Raw genomic sequence first — 16,880 nt, 5'->3', positions numbered from 1 at the left:
AATGCCACGATATTGAAGTAAATAAATATCGTGGCAAAACAATGCTATGGATGAATATTACGTACAGGTAGATCAATATTCATCTGTAAATCTGCGAATGATTGTCTTTTGGTGTTGTACATCGTTGCATCAAATGTTGCAATTTTTTGCATGGTCATCGGATCATTAATATTGAGCATCGGTTTTAGCTGATGTTTGACATATAAACTAATCAGCTCATTAAATTCCAAATAGATTGGACCATCAAACATGATTTTGATCGGTACTTGATAATGTCGCTTGATGTTGAAAGGTACAGAAAGCTTAATCGGAATGTCCAGTTTTAAAGGAAATTCAGGTAGCAGTTTATTTTGATAAACCAAATCAGTGGTTGTTTCTAATGGCATCACTGTTTCGATTTGGATTTGAGTCGAATAGTCTAAATCAACCTCAATCGGTGTGGTGACCACAAAACTTAAATTGGCTAAATATTTGCCATTTAAAGGTAAAGTTAATTCGCGATTGATATCTAGTGTTGTATCTAAAGCTCCTTTGGCATGGGTCTCTAAATAGTTACCCACATGAATTTTTGTAGGTAAAGATTCAGACAATTGAATTTGTGCCTGCTGAGCAGAAACTTGCATTGAGGTCTGAATGTTTAAATATAACCAGACACCGATTGCAACACATAATACGACAATGAGGAAACTGAATAATAACGTTTTAAGCGATTTAAATAACCACATATCTCAGATCAACCTAATTCAATGCTTCAGATTGAGTATGTTCACGCTCAGCTTGTCCAGCGGTCTGACGTGAAATTTTTATACTGTTTAGCGGTATTTTTAATTGCCCTTTCTCAATTTTTACTGGCAAAGTATTTTGAACATCTACCGTGGCTTGCAATGCAGATTTGATCGGTACATTGAGGTGACCTTGAATCGGAATATTGGTTTTAAGCGTTGCGTCTAATGGAATATGCAAATTTTCTTTAAGTAAAACTTTAACAGGTGCATCAAATTTTAAATGTATGCTTTGATTCAACGGAACTTGTAAGTTAATGGGCACATCCATCTTCACCGGGATGGTACCTTTCAGAGGTAAAGTAATATCTTTTCCAAGAACTGTGACTTTCACTTTGGTATCAATCGGCATATCCTGATTGATTTTAATCACTTCATTCACAGGAATACTGGTTTCGATTGGTACTTGATTATCAAAGTAAACATGGGGCGTTAAAGTCTGAGTGATCGGTAAATTCAATTTTTCATGGATTGGAATTTCAGCATTCACTTTCCCTTTAACATCAACATTCAGGGCATCATGAATTTGTACTTTGGCTTGTAGCGGTTCTTTTAAATCAATACGGACAGCCTGATTTTCTAAAGGAATATAAATACTAAAATACTTAAATACCCAAATAGCAAGCATAACTCCACAAAGTGTAGCCACACAGATAAAGGCGATTCCTGCCATAATTTGCTTCAACTGCAAAATCCATTCCTTAATTTTTTATTTAATAATTAAGGTTTATTTTAAATATTTATGTGAATAAATATGCTTTTTTATGTATAAAAGTCGAAGTAATTTGTTCGTTTAATAAACAAACAATCATTTTTATCTGCCTCTCTTATGCTTAGTTTAGCTCAAGCAACCAATAACATTGAACAATCGCAAGATTTTTCTTATATTCAACGCTGACCTGACTTTTCTGATGATTTTGTTTAAATTTGAGTGTTTTAAATTTCTTTTTAGCCGATTCTGAACTGAGATCAAAATATAAATATTCATTAAATTGCTGCGCTAGCCGCCCAAAACTAAATTCCATTTTGCGTATCGGTATACCAGCATAACTGACATTTTGGACTTGATATACACTGGAATCATAAACATTTTTATCGACATAGCTTGATTTTGTAGTATGACGCTTTAAGGGTTCAATCAATTCATTATCATCATTATGAAAATCATATTGCTGTCGGATTGCGCAATTTTTCTCAAAGCGATCTTGTAATAAGGGGCGTAATTCTAAAGGCTTCGCATAAATCACCTCAGTTAACAGCAATATCATGCTGAGTAATATTAGCTTTTTCATATTATTTCCCTTTAATGTAAATGACTGACTATGAAATCGCTTTTATTCAGCTGTATTTTTATCTGCCCAAGCGCAAATCGCGATACCCTTATTTTTGCCTTCTCCAACCATTACAAAATTTGCAGCTTTAGCATTTTGCTGTTTTTTCTTTTTAATTTCATTAAATTGTTGCTGTGCTGAAGCAGTTGGGAGATCGAAATGTAAATACTCCATTAAAGTCAATCCTCGCCCCCATACAAACTCAATTTTTGTGACAATCAGTCCCCGATAAGTCGTATTTTTTAAAGTAAGGATTCTACTCACATAGGCGTTTTGTTCATCAACTTCATCTTTAGCCACCTGATTCATTAATATTGGCAGAATTTCATCATCGCGAACATAATAATCAAATTGCTGGCGAACCTCACAATTTTGTTCAAAACGATCTTGCAATATTGGAGTTAAATCAAGGCTTGTTTGCGGGGTTGCATGGATTATTGTTGATAAATTCAGCAAAACCAAAGCGAAAATTGGTAAATTTTTATTCATTTTTAATATGCTCTAAATTTCGGTTAAAATCGTTTATTAGATTTAAACCAAGATAAATTTAGAATATAAAAAAAGGAGCTTCAGATGAAGCTCCTTTTTACTGAATATTACAAATTATGCATTTGTTTCAGCAGGTGCTTTTGGATAGCTTACACCGCACATTTGTTCAGCAATACGTAATACTTGGCAGCTATAACCCACTTCGTTATCGTACCAAACATAAGCTGTTAAACGGTTACCTGATGTAATCGTCGCTTGTGCATCAAATACACCAGCAGTACGAGAACCAATAAAGTCAGAAGATACGACTTCGGTAGAGTTTGTATAGCCAATTTGACCTTGAAGGCTTGAGTTGATCGAGATTTGACGAATATATTCGTTTACTTCTTCACGATCTACTTCTTTCTCAAGTGTTAAGTTAAGAATAGCCAACGAAACGTTTGGTGTAGGTACACGTACTGAATTGCCTGTTAATTTACCTTGCAACTGAGGTAATGCTTTTGCAACAGCTTTTGCAGCACCAGTTTCAGTGATCACCATATTTAATGTTGCAGCACGACCACGACGATCTGCTTTATGGTAGTTATCAATCAAGTTCTGGTCATTAGTGAATGAGTGAACTGTTTCAACATGACCATTGATCACTTTGTATTTGTCTTCTAATACTTTCAAGACAGGTGTAATTGCGTTGGTGGTACAGCTTGCTGCTGAAATGATTTTATCTGAATCGATAATGTCATTTTGGTTCACACCAAATACAACGTTTTTCATATCACCTTTACCCGGAGCAGTAAGTACAACACGACCTACGCCTGGACATTTAAGATGTTGTGATAAACCATCGATATCACGCCATTTACCTGTGTTGTCAATCACAAGTGCATTATCTATACCATAAGCAGTGTAATCTACTTCAGCAGGGCTAGATGCATAGATCACTTTAATGAAGTTACCGTTGGCAATGATTGCTTCATTTTCTTCATCTACAGAAATTGTTCCTGCAAATGGACCATGAATTGAGTCACGACGTAACAATGAAGCACGTTTTTCTAAATCACCATCAGATGATTTACGTACGACGATTGCTTTCAAGCTTAAACCACGACCAAGACCAGACTGGCTGATGATCAAACGCGCTAAAATACGACCGATACGACCAAAACCGTAAAGCACAACATCTTTCGGTTCAACTTGTGCCGGACGACCTTCTAAAGAGCGAACAGCTTGAGCAACAAATGCATCAACATCGCCACCCTTTTCTTTGTATTCAACAGCAAGTTTACCTAAATCAACTTCTGCTGAACCAATATTATCTAATTTTGCTAAAGCTTCTAAAATAGGAAACGTATGTACAACTGAAAGTTCAACATCCATCATACGCGTACGACGGTGAGCTTTAAGAATTTGAATTACTGAACGGTTCACTAAAGAACGACCGTAAACAGAAGTCACAATATTTTTTTCACGGTATAATTGACCGATTAATGCAATCATACGTTCCGCGATTTCTTCACGGTTTTTCCAGCGACCTTGGTGCTCTGCATGTAGGGCGATGATAGTGTCTTTGCTCACAGATACGTCCTCTATTTATGTATATCTAGACATGGATTTTTAAACCCCACAATTGTAATGGAATTCTCATTTAGTTGAAATCAATTCATGGTAGATTTTTATAATAATTTGTCATGTTAGATATTTTTATAAAAATTAAATATTGATATCTAAACTATAATTGAGATTTCTTTGTTTATAGATCTTTAACATAGTGTTACATGCATTCCATAACACGAATGAAAAACATCCAGCTGCTTCATTTCAAACACGATTAAACTCAGTTTAACTGCTTTCCTCATCGAGCATTGACAGATCAACAGCCTATATTCAGTCGATATGATGTTGGGATAAACAGCGCTCAAGTATGAAATTAATCCATATACATGAATGCATGAAAAGCTTCAAAATCAAAATCTGCTAGATTCTCAGGAATTTTCATTAAAAAAGGGAAACGAATAATACCATTGTCCCCTGAAGGAAAAGCATAATGCCGTTCTAATTCACTCAAAGAAGTTAAGCTTTCAAATTCAATAAATACACTATATTTCGATAAACCTTTTGGAACGCTCAATACATCTAAGTATGTCTGCTTCTTAATCAGCAGTGCGGCATGTTTAGCTTGCAGAATATCTTTTTCTACTTTTCCACCTTTTACAATTTTCTTGAGCAAAGAGCCTTTTACTTGATTCTGTTCATGTTTTAACTGTTGGATGTAGAGTTGTAATTCGTTGTAGTCTTTGCCTTGATCAAACATAATCTCTTGAAGCTTTTTTATAGGTTGTTGTGAACGTTCATGCATGACTTGCCATTCCTGTTTACTCATCGGAATAAAGATTTCGTCCTTACGTTTTTCCAAAAGCTTCAAATATGCCAGTAAACGATATTCAAATAACTGCACATGTGCATTGAAAAACAATGCGGGTTGTTCTTTAAAATCGCGATAATGAGACAAAATCTCAGATAAAATGCGATGAACACTCATAAATAAATATTCAAATTCTTCTAAATGTGATAAATCATTTTTTACGGCATTTCTTAGCGGCATTAACACATTGGCAATTAATATTTGCTCAATGGTTTTTACATGATTCTGAGCAACAACTTCACTATTTTTACCAACCATCCCAAGCGGTTGCATTAGAAATGGCAATAGCTTAGTTTCAGTAAAACTTTCAAACTCTTGTACAATTTCAATGACATCTCGATGAACTTGATGTTGGATCGTCACCATTTTTTGTATCAACTGATCTGTTTGTACTCGGTATGCATTTTCACTGATCTGTTTTGGGTCAATCACTAATCCTGTTAAATAGATTTGATTGTTATATTCAATATGTTCTTCAAACAAAAATCGACGAATTGAATATGGGTTTTGCTCAAAATGTTGTATTGGTGCAATCAAGTAAATAAATTCAGAAGTATTCACAATATCAAATTTACGAATTTTCTGTTCGCTGACAATAAAATATTTAAAGAAGGGATGAGCAAATAGATTTGATGATTTGGTCAGTAAAGGTTTAAACCAATATCCTAATAATTGTTGCTTGATAAACACTTCGATAATAAAGCATTTGATTTGATTTACCGTTAAATCACGTACATTCGGATGAATGTGAATATTGAGATTTCGTACCAGCTTCGCCACATCTTGCAAAAAAACTCGGCGTATTAATATTTTTTCACGTTGCAAGCCAAGATGGTCATCGACTGGAATTAGATCAATCTGATGTAAAGTATTTTCAAGGTAATCTGCAATCTGTACACAATCAGTAATTTGTTCTAACCAATGGAGTGAGTTACTTAATTTATTGGCAATCGAACGCATGCGCTCATTGTCTAAACGATGCTTTAACGTTTCCAATGAGTTTGTAATTTTAAATTCAAAGGTATTTTCAGTTCTATTCCATTGTATCTCTTTAGGCTTTAAGATTTGACGATCAATTTCTTCGCGTACTTCAATATTAGCTTCATCAAAAATTTCGTACAACACCTTTGCCCAGTTCAAATCTGTACTCGGCTCAAGTTGCAAAAGAGTTGCCCGTATTTGATAGGGAATCATTGTTATATTCATCATCAATCAATATTCTTTTCTTTTTAAACATGTTTAATAGCACTAATATTGAGATATATTTAACATTTATTTTAATTTAAGTTCAAGGATTATCGTTTTTATATTTAAAGAATACCTGTTACTTCTTTCTTTTATCAAATTTTTTAATATTCAATTCCAAATTTTTTCGTTTCTTTCCTTGTTGATAAATATGCCAACTACCTTCTAAAACCAAAACACCTACAGCGCACCAAATCGGGATATAAGTCAACCATTCATCTGCGGAAATAGACTCTCCTAAAGCCAATGAAGCCAATGCCAATAAAACGGGTTCTAAATAACTCAGTAAACCAAACAGCACCATAGGCAAATAACGACTGGCTAAAATATAACTCCCTAGACCAATAGCACTTAATGCACCTAGCCCAGCAACCACCAAAAATAAACTGGGCATTTCAATAAACTGCCCATAAGCATTCACTCCCATTTGAGTAAAATAGATGGCAACAGGTATGCAAATCAGGATGTCCCACCAAAACCCACCAAGATTATCCGTTTTGATTGCTTTTCGGATCAGAAAATACAGTGAATAACCCAAAGCAACACTGATGGTTTCCCATGCAATACTGCCCAAACGCCACAATTCATGACCTACCCCTAACACAGCAAATGCCACGGCAACCATTTGAAATTTTGATAACTTTTCTTTATAAAAAATACTACCCGCGAGAACCAAGACCAGAGGCAAAAGAAAGTATCCCAATGAAACTTGTAATCCTCGTCCATTCATCGGTCCCCATAGAAACAACCAAAGTTGGAAACAAGTCAGCGCAGAAGTGATCAGCAGTAAGATCAATAACGCAGGTTGCTTCATCATACGCTGATAAATACTTTTGACGTGGGCAAAATCACCACTGAAAAACATAAATAAAGTTAGAAAAGGTAAGGTTGCAATGATTCGCCAACCAAATGTTTGTTGGCTATCTAAATCGCCTAATAATTTGGTATAAAAATACAATACTCCAAAGGTGACAGATGCCAATATAGACAATGCTACGCCCTTAAACATCTATCGCCTCTCGAAAATTCTCAAATAAATCTTTCAATAGTATAAACTTTTTTTCTTTCAAAATTATTTTGAATATTACAATATTTTCTCAAATGAACATTTGAAATAATCAAATATCAACAGACAAATTGCCAGCTTATGGAATTATTGTGAAACGTTCTGCTTGGTTCGAATAATATCTTTTAAATTAAAACCAACCGTTTGTGCATATCGTAGAAATTCAGTTACTTTGGTTTCATCAGGATGTGGATCACGTGACAATAACCATAAATATTTACGTTTAGGCTCTCCGACCAAAGCCATTTGATATTCTGGGTCTATTTTAAGCACCCAATAATCCCCTCTTCCCACGGGCATCCAGCGAATTGCCTCAGGAATAAAACTGACTTTAAACTTAGAGTTAAAGGGTTCATTACTGATAAAAGCTTCACCCAACGCACGCAATTCTTCGCCATTTTGATCAATACAACGATTATCTACTGCAACATTGCCAAACTCATTGACGGTATAACGTGCAGTGACATCAGACTTACAGGCTTTTTGAAAATACATAGGTTTACGTGCAATTTCATACCATAACCCGAGATACTGACCTAGCTCTAATTTTGGAACAGCTGCCAATGTCGAATAATCCGCATACACTTTAGGATAAAAAAGAGTAGCAGAAATAATGCTGAACCCAATGATCATGTTTTTTAGCGTATAGGATTTGGGTAATATTTTGAATAATTGCACTTTATACCCTCAATCGTGGATTTTTACTATTTATTATAAAATAATCAGAAATGTAAACTTAGATTGTAGCTTTATGTATCCTATGTCCATATTAAAGCAACAATCTAAGTCAAATACAGCAATCACGTCTCAAACGAAATCACTTTAACATTCGCGCTTTTAAACGCACAATTTCGTCTCGTAAGCGTGCTGCTTGTTCAAATTGCAACTCTTTTGATGCTTTTAACATCTCTTTCTCAAGTTTAGTGATGTGTTTAGTGAACAGTTTAGGGTCAGACAAAATATGACGTTCGTCCGCAGTTAAAGCATGTTGTTGCTCAACAATCGCATCATCAATTTGATCGTCAGTGAGCACCTCGCCGGTATCGATTTCTTTGATTGCTTGACGAACTGCACTGCGTGGAATAATGCCATGTTCTTCATTAAATTGAATTTGTTTAGCTCTACGACGTTCAGTTTCATCTATGGCTTTCTGCATAGAGTCCGTCACACGATCTGCATACAAGATCGCTTTACCTTTGACATGCCTTGCTGCACGCCCAATGGTTTGAATCAGTGAACGTTCAGAACGTAAAAAACCTTCCTTATCCGCATCTAAAATCGCCACCAAAGAAACTTCTGGCATGTCCAAACCTTCACGTAGCAAGTTGATCCCCACGATCACTTCATGTATACCTGTACGTAATTCATGGATAATTTTCACTCGCTCAACCGTATCAATATCAGAATGCAAATACGCTACTTTTACGCCATATTCTTTTAAATATGAGGTCAAATCTTCAGCCATACGTTTGGTCAGTGTTGTCACCAACACTCGCTCATTCAGCTCTTTACGAATATTGATTTCGGAGAGTACATCATCGACTTGGGTTAAAACTGGACGTATCTCAATTTCTGGATCGACTAAACCTGTTGGACGAACCACCTGCTCGGCAACTTGGACTGATTTTTCCAGTTCATATTTTGCAGGTGTTGCGCTGACATAAATGGTCGTCGGAACAATACGCTCCCACTCCTCAAACTTCATTGGGCGATTATCCAAGGCGCTTGGTAAGCGAAAACCATAATTAACCAAGTTTTCTTTTCGAGAACGGTCACCTTTGTACATCGCACCAATTTGAGGAACTGTCACATGTGACTCATCAATAATCAGTAAGGCATCATCTGGAATATAATCAAACAATGTTGGTGGTGCTTCACCTGCCGGACGACCAGACAAATGTCTTGAATAATTTTCAATCCCATTGGTATAGCCGAGTTGTTGCATCATTTCCAAGTCATAACGCGTACGTTGTTCGATCCGTTGCGCTTCTAACAACTTTTCATGCTCTTTAAAGAAAACCAAACGTTCTGCAAGTTCATCTCGTATCGTTCCAATAGCACGTTCAAGATTATCTTTTGGAGTGACATAGTGGCTTTTTGGATAAATCGTCACACGAGGGGCTTTACGTACCAGTTTCCCGGTAATTGGATCAAACCAACGAATCGAATCGACTTCATCGTCAAACAGTTCAACACGGATGGCATGTTGGTCCGATTCGGCAGGGAAAATATCAATAATTTCGCCACGAATACGGTAAGTACCTCGTAAAAACTCCAGCTCATTGCGTGTATATTGCATTTCGACAAGACGGCGAATAATGTCATCACGACTGATTCTGTCTCCTTGTACAATATGCAACAACATACTCATATAAGCATTTGGATCACCCAAACCATAGATGGCTGAAACTGAAGCCACAATAATGGCATCCCGTCGCTCTAATAGTGCACGTGTTGCTGAAAGACGCATTTGATCAATATGATCATTAATCGCTGAATCTTTTTCAATAAATGTGTCAGAAGAAGGCACATAAGCTTCGGGTTGATAATAATCATAATAACTGACGAAATATTCGACAGCATTATTGGGGAAAAATGCTTTAAATTCACCGTAAAGCTGGGCTGCAAGGGTCTTATTGTGCGCCATGATAATGGTTGGTCTTTGCGTTTGAGCAATCACATTTGCCATGGTATACGTTTTACCAGAACCAGTCACACCCAATAAAAGCTGATCATGAAAACCTTGATTTATCCCTGCAACTAATTTTTCGATCGCCTGCGGTTGATCACCAGCAGGCTGGTAGTTTGTAACAAGTTCAAAAGGTTGATGATCATTCACAATAATTCACTCTTTTAACCAAGAAGAAAGAAGCTCGTGCAGTTTAACAGAAACCGACTTGAGCAAAAGATTTACCTTAAACTTAATGGGGTTTTTTACACAATATTCAACAAATACCTTGACCCTTTTTTATTTCGATAGCAACATGGAATTAAGCCGATTAAAGGATTGAAAAACATGACATATCACTACCATGATGAAAGCATTATCAAAACTTTACCTGAAGACACTGTATTTGTTTTCGGAAGTAATTTGGCAGGAACACATCAAGGTGGTGCTGCAAAAACAGCGCATTTATTTTTCGGGGCAACCAAAGGTGTGGGACGTGGTTGGGCAGGTCAGAGTTTTGCAATTCCAACCATGAATGAACATTTACAACAAATGCCGCTTTCACAAATTCAACATTATATTGATGATTTTAAAATATATGCTAAGAATCATCCAAAAATGAAGTATTTCATTACGTCTGTGGGATGTGGTGTTGCAGGTTATAAAGTTGAAGAAATCGCGCCCATGTTTAAGGGAATCGCGCGTAATGTGATTTTTCCAGTCTCATTCCGCCCTTTCGTTGAAAAGACATTACCCAAGCTGACGCAAAAATTGTTGCATAGTTTTATTACAGATCAGGTCATTTTTAGTGCTGATCCTGAGCAAGCAATACAAAATTTAGATTTAACAGATGCAGAAAAAAGCCTAGCCACGATTATTTTAAACACGCCCATGTACCCAAATGACAGTAATGGACGTGATCGGATTTTTGAAATACAAGACATTCTTCACAATCTGCATGGCAAAATAATTGAATTCCAACCGAACTCTGAAGGTTCAATGATTATTGGTGGTGCGATTTTGGCATTGTTAGAGCTTTATCATTTAAATGAAACAGATTTTATTGATGTATGGACAGGTCAACGCGTGATTGCAGCGCCTAAAGCAGAACATCATGCCAAGAAGTAAGTCAAGTATAGTGCATAGGATCACTTTTTCTTCACATCACAATATATTTAGGTATTGCCATTTTACCGTATTATATTTAAGCTAAATTTATAAATAATAAAATGGAATAAGAATGGAGCAAATCGATTTAACGATTTTTAATTTGTCTCCCATTGCGATGTGGCTACAGGATTTTAGTGGCATCAAAAAGATTTTTGATGCCTGGGCTGCTGAAGGTATATCTGATATACAGCACTATTTAATCGAAGATCCTCAACGTTTAGTCCCCTGTCTAGCTGCAATTAAAACCATTAATGTCAATCAAAGTACACTCAATTTGTATGAAGCCCATAATTTAGAAGAAATTATAGAAAAATTTCCAGAAATGCATAGTCAAGACACTGAGATGATGCATATTGAATTTTTTTCAGCATTGTGGAACAAACAAAAAAATTGCTCTATTCCAGTCATCAACTATACTTGTCAAGGTAAAAGAATCGATGTCCAGTTGAGAGCCAACATTTTGTCCGATGACAAGGATTGTTGGGATCGAGTGCTATTGACCACTGAGGATATTTCGCAATCACAAAATGCGCGACGTTTTGCTGAATCTTTATTTTTACATTCTCCAACCGCACTTTGGGTAAAAGACTATAGCAAGATCAAAACAATATTTGATCAACTCAAAGCCAATCACCTTACAGATTTAAAAAGCTATATCGAAAAAAATCCTGATTTTTTATTTTTTTGTTTTAAAAACATCCAAACTGTAGGTGTCAATCAAGCTTTGCTTGACCTTTTTTGTGCCTACAATAAACAACAGTTTTGTCTGCATCTACATCGTATTTTTAAAGATCATCTTCTTCAAAATTTTTCTCAACAACTATTATATTTATGGAATGGACAGCATCAAATTAAACGAGAATGTGAATATCAGTCGGTGCATGGTGATTTAATTCATGTTCAAGAACACTTCGTCATTTTCCCTGACTCACAACATAATTGGGATACCGTGCAAATTGCATTTACAGATTTAACTGAACGAAAAAAATTAGAAGATTATTTACACTACGCCAATCAACATGATCAATTGACCCAATTATATAACCGCACATTTTTTAGTGAAGAAATCCAACGTTTACAATCCGCTGCATTTCATTCACTTTCCTGTATTTATTTGGATATTAATGGATTAAAAAAAATCAATGATGTTCAAGGTCATCATATTGGAGACTTATTAATCCAAAGATTTGCAGAACTTTTAAAAACATCGACCTTAAAAACCAATTATTCAGTATCTCGTATAGGCGGAGATGAGTTTGTAATTTTAATGCCTGAAGCAAATCAACGTGATATAGATAATCTCATAACCATAATTCAACAAAAATTATTGGCTGATCAATTAGCGTTTCCACACCATCCAATTCGTGTTGCATTTGGTTATGCAAGTATAAATCAGCAAGGTGATATCGCGGATTTATTAAAAAAAGCCGATCAAATGATGTATAAGGATAAACAATATTTTTATTTAAATCAGGTCAGTCGTCAGCATGATTTTAAATATTAAAAATACACTTTTACACTAATTGTCAGTAAATGGACAAAGTGAGTCAGTTATCACTATTTTTTAGAGATAATAAATAATTTACATTTTATTTTTGCTTATTATTTTACATCCTTAAATTTTAGGATATATTCCAAAACAATTAAATGACTTTTATAGCAAACGAGAATCTTGTAATGGCATTTTCCGATTCTTCTATTTTTGATATATCCCCCACACCTATGTGGTTAGAAGATTATAGTGCAATAAAAGAACAATTTAATCAGTGGAAAGATCAAGGGATTACAAATCTTCAAAGCTTTTTAGAAGCACATCCAGAACAAGTGACTCAATGCGCACATAAAATTAAAATTGTTAAAGTGAATCAAAAAACTTTACAGCTTTTTGAAGCAAAAAATCAAAAACATCTCTGTCAAAATTTAAATGTTATTTTCCAAAAAGAAATGTTTGATTCACATATCAAAGAGTTGGTTGCACTTTGGGAAGGTCAGACAGAGTTTTCCAGCACCACTGTAAATTACACGATTTCAGGAAAAAAGCTGGACATCAAACTACGTGGCGCGGTGATGCCTGGTTCAGAAGAGAGTTTAAATCAAGTTCTTATTACCACAGAAGATATTACAGACTATCAAAATGCCCGTCGTCTAGAAGAAAAAAATCGACAACTTGCAGAATCTCGCTTTATCTATTCACCTGCTTCATTATGGGTAGAGGATTTTAGTCGGGTCAAAATGCGTTTAGATCAGTTACGCCAAATCGGTATTGATGATTTTAGAACCTTTTTGGATGTACATACAGACTTTGTGAACCAATGTATTGAAGATATTATTTTACTGGATGTCAATCAAGCAACACTGGACTTATTTAAGGCTCCAGATAAAGAAACCTTATTTAAAAACTTAAACAAAGTCTTTGCCAAAGAAATTTACCAAACATTCCGAGAGCAGTTGATTGAATTGTGGAATGGTAAAATTCACCATCAACGTGAAGCGATCAATTACGCTTTAGATGGCTCGGTACGGAATGTATTGTTGCAATTTACTGTTTTCCCTGGTTATGAGGAAGACTGGAGTTTAGTTCAAGTCGCACTCACCGATATTACGGCGCGTAAAAAAGCAGAAAGTTATTTGGAATACCTAGGTAAACATGATGTATTGACCAAATTATTTAACCGTTCATTCTATACAGAAGAAATTAATCGTTTAGAACGCAATATATTGCGTCCGACCTCTGCAGTTTTCATCGATATGAATGGGTTAAAAGCCATTAATGATCAATTCGGTCATGATATTGGGGATGGTTTGTTACGCCGAATGGGCAATATTCTCAGTCGTACGATTGCCAATACCAGTTATACCGCGTCCCGAATTGGCGGAGATGAATTTGTGCTGCTTATGCCTGCAGCCAATGAGCAAATGGTTGAATCTATGATTATGACCATAGAGGAATTACTGAATATTGATAATCAGTACTACTCTTCACAGCCGATCAGCATTGCAATTGGTTATGCCACAACCAATGAAAATGAAAGTATTGATAATATGTTGAAGCGAGCGGATTTATTGATGTATCAAAAAAAGAAAAATTATTATGAATACGTCACTGAAATGCTCAATGAACAAAACTTAATATAAAACGGGAAAGCTTAGCCGAAACCCTCAACACCAGCTTGATATATCTAGGGTCTGTGGACAATTCGTCTATGTTTGCGACTAGGTGTGTTTTTTAGGCGATTTTAGGCGCGAAATACGAAATTTAGTCATTCTAAATGAGTAGTTCGTAACGACGAAGCGACAAAAAACACGCTAGTCCCCGCTACGCCTTGCGCTGCAAACAAAGCAGTGCTTTGTTCTTGCTCAGGGTTGTGGCTAAAATTATCTCAGGCTACGTTATGAAACTTAAAAATAGTCTCGCTATTCTCTTCATTTCATGCCTTGCCTGCTCAATTTTAACCTACAACGCAAGCCATTTATGAAATGTCCACAGACCCTAAAAATAAGACATAAAAATAGGTGCTTTATGCACCTACCTTTTCTATTCAAACTTTAACGTTTACCCATCGAACGACGTGTACCACGTGGAGGCATCCATGTACGGTCTGCATATTGCTCAGGTTTTGGGCGCACTTGATTGTGGGCAACATCATCTACATTTTCAATAGCTGATGGCATTGGAAAAGGTAAATTCACCAATGGCTTTTTTTTGGGAGTATTTTGGGTGCTCATGTGATTCACTCAATTTTAACTGGCTATATTGTACGTAAATTTTGCCCTTGATGCGAGTGATCTCCATTGCGCTTATTTATTTGTATTCTATTGATACATTAATTTTTTGTTTTTCGTGAATATTTGGTCAATTTGCATAAATATTAAACGACCAAACCTTAAAATTTAGGCTATGATAATGTGCTTTTTATTTTTTAATCCCTATAAGAAGGAATAACGCCGTGGACGTACGTCTCTCTGATCGTGTAAATGCCATCAAACCGTCTCCAACGCTTGCTGTTACCAATAAAGCTGCTGAATTAAAGGCTGCTGGTAAAAATGTAATCGGATTGGGCGCAGGCGAACCAGATTTTGACACCCCACAACACATCAAAGATGCTGCTATTACAGCAATTAACAACGGTTTTACCAAATACACCGCTGTTGATGGTACCCCTGGCCTTAAAAAAGCGATTATTGCTAAATTAAAACGTGATAATAATCTTGATTATGCAGCAAACCAAATTTTGGTTTCGTGTGGTGGTAAACAGTCTTTCTTTAACTTGGCGCTGGCTTTGTTAAATAAAGGTGATGAAGTGATTATCCCTGCACCATATTGGGTTAGCTATCCTGACATGGTGATTATTGCAGAGGGTGTTCCTGTTATCGTGAAGTGTGGTGAAGAACAGCGCTTCAAGATCACCCCTGCTCAATTAGAAGCAGCGATTACTGATAAAACACGTTTGGTGGTTTTAAACAGCCCTTCAAACCCTACTGGGATGATCTATACTAAAGCTGAACTTGAAGCCTTGGCTGAAGTTTTACGCAAATACCCTGAAGTTTTTGTAGCATCAGACGATATGTATGAACCAATCCGTTGGGATGATGAGTTCTATAATATTGCAACAGTTGCACCTGATCTTTATGACCGTGTCATCGTGTTGAATGGTGTATCTAAAGCTTATGCAATGACTGGATGGCGTATTGGTTATGCTGCTGGTCCAGCAAAATTAATCGGTGCGATGAAAAAGATTCAATCACAATCAACATCTAACCCAACATCGATTTCACAAGTAGCTGCTGAGGCTGCATTGAATGGTCCTCAAGATGTTCTTGAGCCAATGATTGAAGCATTCAAACGTCGTCATGATCTTGTTGTTCAAGGTCTAAACGACATTCACGGCATCACTTGTTTACCTGCTGACGGCGCATTCTATGCTTATGCAAACATTCGTCCTTTGATTCGTGCTAAGGGTCTAAAGTCTTGCACTGAATTCTCTGCATGGTTACTTGAAGAAACTGGTGTTGCTGTTGTACCTGGCGATGCTTTTGGTTTAGGCGGGTATATGCGTATTTCATACGCAACTGCTGATGAAGTTCTAGTAGATGCGCTTGCACGTATCAAAAAAGCTGCTGATTCAATTGAAGGTATTGATGCTGCAATTGCTTCTATCGAAGCTGAAAAAGCAGCGCAATAGTCTACTATTATCACTGTGATTTGATGTAAAAATGGGTGTATTGATACACCCATTTTTTTGTCTATTGCTCTATCTGCTGTAATACCTTGTTGATCCATCAACGCGAATAAAGATTATTCCTGAAGCAGTAGTCCTGTCGTATTATCACCATCGTTACCTGTACCGTAATGCTCAATTCGTCTTTGATCAGGTTGTGGTGTATAGGTATTTGATAAAGCATAAACTTTTTCATGGTCAACCAATAATAAACCTGAAGTATTGTCACCATCGTTACCTGTACCATAATGTTCAATACGCGGTTCTTTGGTTCTTTGTTGCTTTGATGCCGGAACGAGTTTCATCGGCTGTTTCAGCAAAAGACCTGAGCTATTATCACCATCATTACCTGTACCAAAGTGATCAATTTTCATGTTTTGCTCATGATGTTGTGATGCAAAACTAGAACTTGCAACACCACATAGACCAATAAAAACAAATTTGATCAAAGTTTTCATGTAATTCTCCTGTGATAATTCAATTTTCATTCT

The 16,880-nt window shown here is 36.1% G+C and carries 15 protein-coding genes; 4 read left to right on the top strand and 11 right to left on the bottom strand.

Annotated features, from left to right (window positions below):
- Positions 1-44 precede the first annotated feature (44 nt).
- The 9 genes from I9192_RS08855 to uvrB all read right to left on the bottom strand — a co-directional run bounded on the left by I9192_RS08855 (position 45) and on the right by uvrB (position 10,171).
- Positions 45-725: a hypothetical protein gene (locus tag I9192_RS08855; RefSeq protein WP_005029696.1), complete on the bottom strand. Its 681-nt coding sequence runs from the start codon at positions 723-725 to the stop codon at positions 45-47.
- Positions 726-738: 13 nt separating this feature from the next.
- Complete coding sequence (locus tag I9192_RS08850; RefSeq protein ID WP_370469249.1) at positions 739-1,455, bottom strand: MFS transporter; 717 nt, start codon at positions 1,453-1,455, stop codon at positions 739-741.
- Positions 1,456-1,615: 160 nt separating this feature from the next.
- Positions 1,616-2,074 (bottom strand): hypothetical protein, encoded by a 459-nt coding sequence (locus I9192_RS08845; RefSeq protein WP_005029700.1) that lies wholly within the window; start codon positions 2,072-2,074, stop codon positions 1,616-1,618.
- Positions 2,075-2,116: 42 nt separating this feature from the next.
- Entirely contained in the window at positions 2,117-2,602 is a 486-nt protein-coding gene (locus I9192_RS08840; protein WP_005029701.1) for a hypothetical protein, read from the bottom strand.
- A gap of 114 nt (positions 2,603-2,716) precedes the next feature.
- The gene (locus I9192_RS08835) at positions 2,717-4,174 is read right to left on the bottom strand and encodes a glyceraldehyde-3-phosphate dehydrogenase (RefSeq protein ID WP_005029703.1); all 1,458 of its coding nucleotides are present in this window, start codon (positions 4,172-4,174) and stop codon (positions 2,717-2,719) included.
- A 352-nt stretch (positions 4,175-4,526) separates the two neighbouring features.
- A complete protein-coding gene (locus tag I9192_RS08830) occupies positions 4,527-6,230 on the bottom strand; it encodes a hypothetical protein (protein WP_227567114.1) in 1,704 nt (567 codons plus the stop codon).
- 115 nt (positions 6,231-6,345) lie between these two features.
- Positions 6,346-7,275: an EamA family transporter RarD gene (rarD, locus tag I9192_RS08825; protein ID WP_004831250.1), complete on the bottom strand. Its 930-nt coding sequence runs from the start codon at positions 7,273-7,275 to the stop codon at positions 6,346-6,348.
- A gap of 144 nt (positions 7,276-7,419) precedes the next feature.
- On the bottom strand, positions 7,420-8,010 hold the full coding sequence (locus I9192_RS08820; RefSeq protein ID WP_004831251.1) for a lipocalin family protein: 591 nt from the start codon (positions 8,008-8,010) through the stop codon (positions 7,420-7,422).
- A gap of 139 nt (positions 8,011-8,149) precedes the next feature.
- Positions 8,150-10,171, bottom strand: a complete 2,022-nt coding sequence (gene uvrB / locus I9192_RS08815) for an excinuclease ABC subunit UvrB (protein ID WP_005029706.1) — start codon at positions 10,169-10,171, stop codon at positions 8,150-8,152.
- 177 nt (positions 10,172-10,348) lie between these two features.
- Between uvrB and I9192_RS08810 the strand changes: the two genes are divergently transcribed.
- From I9192_RS08810 to I9192_RS08800, 3 genes are all read left to right on the top strand, one after another.
- Positions 10,349-11,128 carry an A1S_2505 family phage non-structural protein gene (locus I9192_RS08810; protein WP_004831253.1) on the top strand — a complete coding sequence of 260 codons (780 nt, stop codon included), beginning with the start codon at positions 10,349-10,351 and terminating at the stop codon, positions 11,126-11,128.
- A gap of 112 nt (positions 11,129-11,240) precedes the next feature.
- On the top strand, positions 11,241-12,674 hold the full coding sequence (locus I9192_RS08805) for a GGDEF domain-containing protein (RefSeq protein WP_005029708.1): 1,434 nt from the start codon (positions 11,241-11,243) through the stop codon (positions 12,672-12,674).
- A 173-nt stretch (positions 12,675-12,847) separates the two neighbouring features.
- Positions 12,848-14,305, top strand: coding sequence for a sensor domain-containing diguanylate cyclase (locus I9192_RS08800; protein WP_005029709.1), 1,458 nt, complete (start codon positions 12,848-12,850; stop codon positions 14,303-14,305).
- A gap of 411 nt (positions 14,306-14,716) precedes the next feature.
- Here I9192_RS08800 and I9192_RS08795 read toward each other — a convergent pair whose 3' ends face one another.
- Positions 14,717-14,896 (bottom strand): hypothetical protein, encoded by a 180-nt coding sequence (locus tag I9192_RS08795; RefSeq protein ID WP_004831256.1) that lies wholly within the window; start codon positions 14,894-14,896, stop codon positions 14,717-14,719.
- A 221-nt stretch (positions 14,897-15,117) separates the two neighbouring features.
- Between I9192_RS08795 and I9192_RS08790 the strand changes: the two genes are divergently transcribed.
- A complete protein-coding gene (locus I9192_RS08790; protein WP_005029711.1) occupies positions 15,118-16,353 on the top strand; it encodes a pyridoxal phosphate-dependent aminotransferase in 1,236 nt (411 codons plus the stop codon).
- Positions 16,354-16,466: 113 nt separating this feature from the next.
- Here the strand turns inward: I9192_RS08790 and I9192_RS08785 are convergent, their stop codons facing one another.
- Positions 16,467-16,847 carry a hypothetical protein gene (locus tag I9192_RS08785; RefSeq protein ID WP_005029715.1) on the bottom strand — a complete coding sequence of 127 codons (381 nt, stop codon included), beginning with the start codon at positions 16,845-16,847 and terminating at the stop codon, positions 16,467-16,469.
- Positions 16,848-16,880 lie beyond the last annotated feature (33 nt).

This window comes from Acinetobacter bereziniae (assembly GCF_016576965.1).
Lineage (GTDB): Bacteria > Pseudomonadota > Gammaproteobacteria > Pseudomonadales > Moraxellaceae > Acinetobacter > Acinetobacter bereziniae.
This window is presented reverse-complemented; position numbering and strand designations above follow the sequence as displayed.

Bases quoted from the DNA above. Each gene is read 5' to 3' on its own strand.
- I9192_RS08855 (WP_005029696.1), bottom strand. From the start codon at position 725: ATGTGGTTATTTAAATCGCTTAAAACGTTATTATTCAGTTTCCTCATT.
- I9192_RS08850 (WP_370469249.1), bottom strand. From the start codon at position 1,455: ATGGCAGGAATCGCCTTTATCTGTGTGGCTACACTTTGTGGAGTTATG.
- I9192_RS08845 (WP_005029700.1), bottom strand. From the start codon at position 2,074: ATGAAAAAGCTAATATTACTCAGCATGATATTGCTGTTAACTGAGGTG.
- I9192_RS08840 (WP_005029701.1), bottom strand. From the start codon at position 2,602: ATGAATAAAAATTTACCAATTTTCGCTTTGGTTTTGCTGAATTTATCA.
- I9192_RS08830 (WP_227567114.1), bottom strand. From the start codon at position 6,230: ATGATGAATATAACAATGATTCCCTATCAAATACGGGCAACTCTTTTG.
- rarD (WP_004831250.1), bottom strand. From the start codon at position 7,275: ATGTTTAAGGGCGTAGCATTGTCTATATTGGCATCTGTCACCTTTGGA.
- I9192_RS08810 (WP_004831253.1), top strand. From the start codon at position 10,349: ATGACATATCACTACCATGATGAAAGCATTATCAAAACTTTACCTGAA.
- I9192_RS08805 (WP_005029708.1), top strand. From the start codon at position 11,241: ATGGAGCAAATCGATTTAACGATTTTTAATTTGTCTCCCATTGCGATG.
- I9192_RS08800 (WP_005029709.1), top strand. From the start codon at position 12,848: ATGGCATTTTCCGATTCTTCTATTTTTGATATATCCCCCACACCTATG.
- I9192_RS08795 (WP_004831256.1), bottom strand. From the start codon at position 14,896: ATGAGCACCCAAAATACTCCCAAAAAAAAGCCATTGGTGAATTTACCT.
- I9192_RS08785 (WP_005029715.1), bottom strand. From the start codon at position 16,847: ATGAAAACTTTGATCAAATTTGTTTTTATTGGTCTATGTGGTGTTGCA.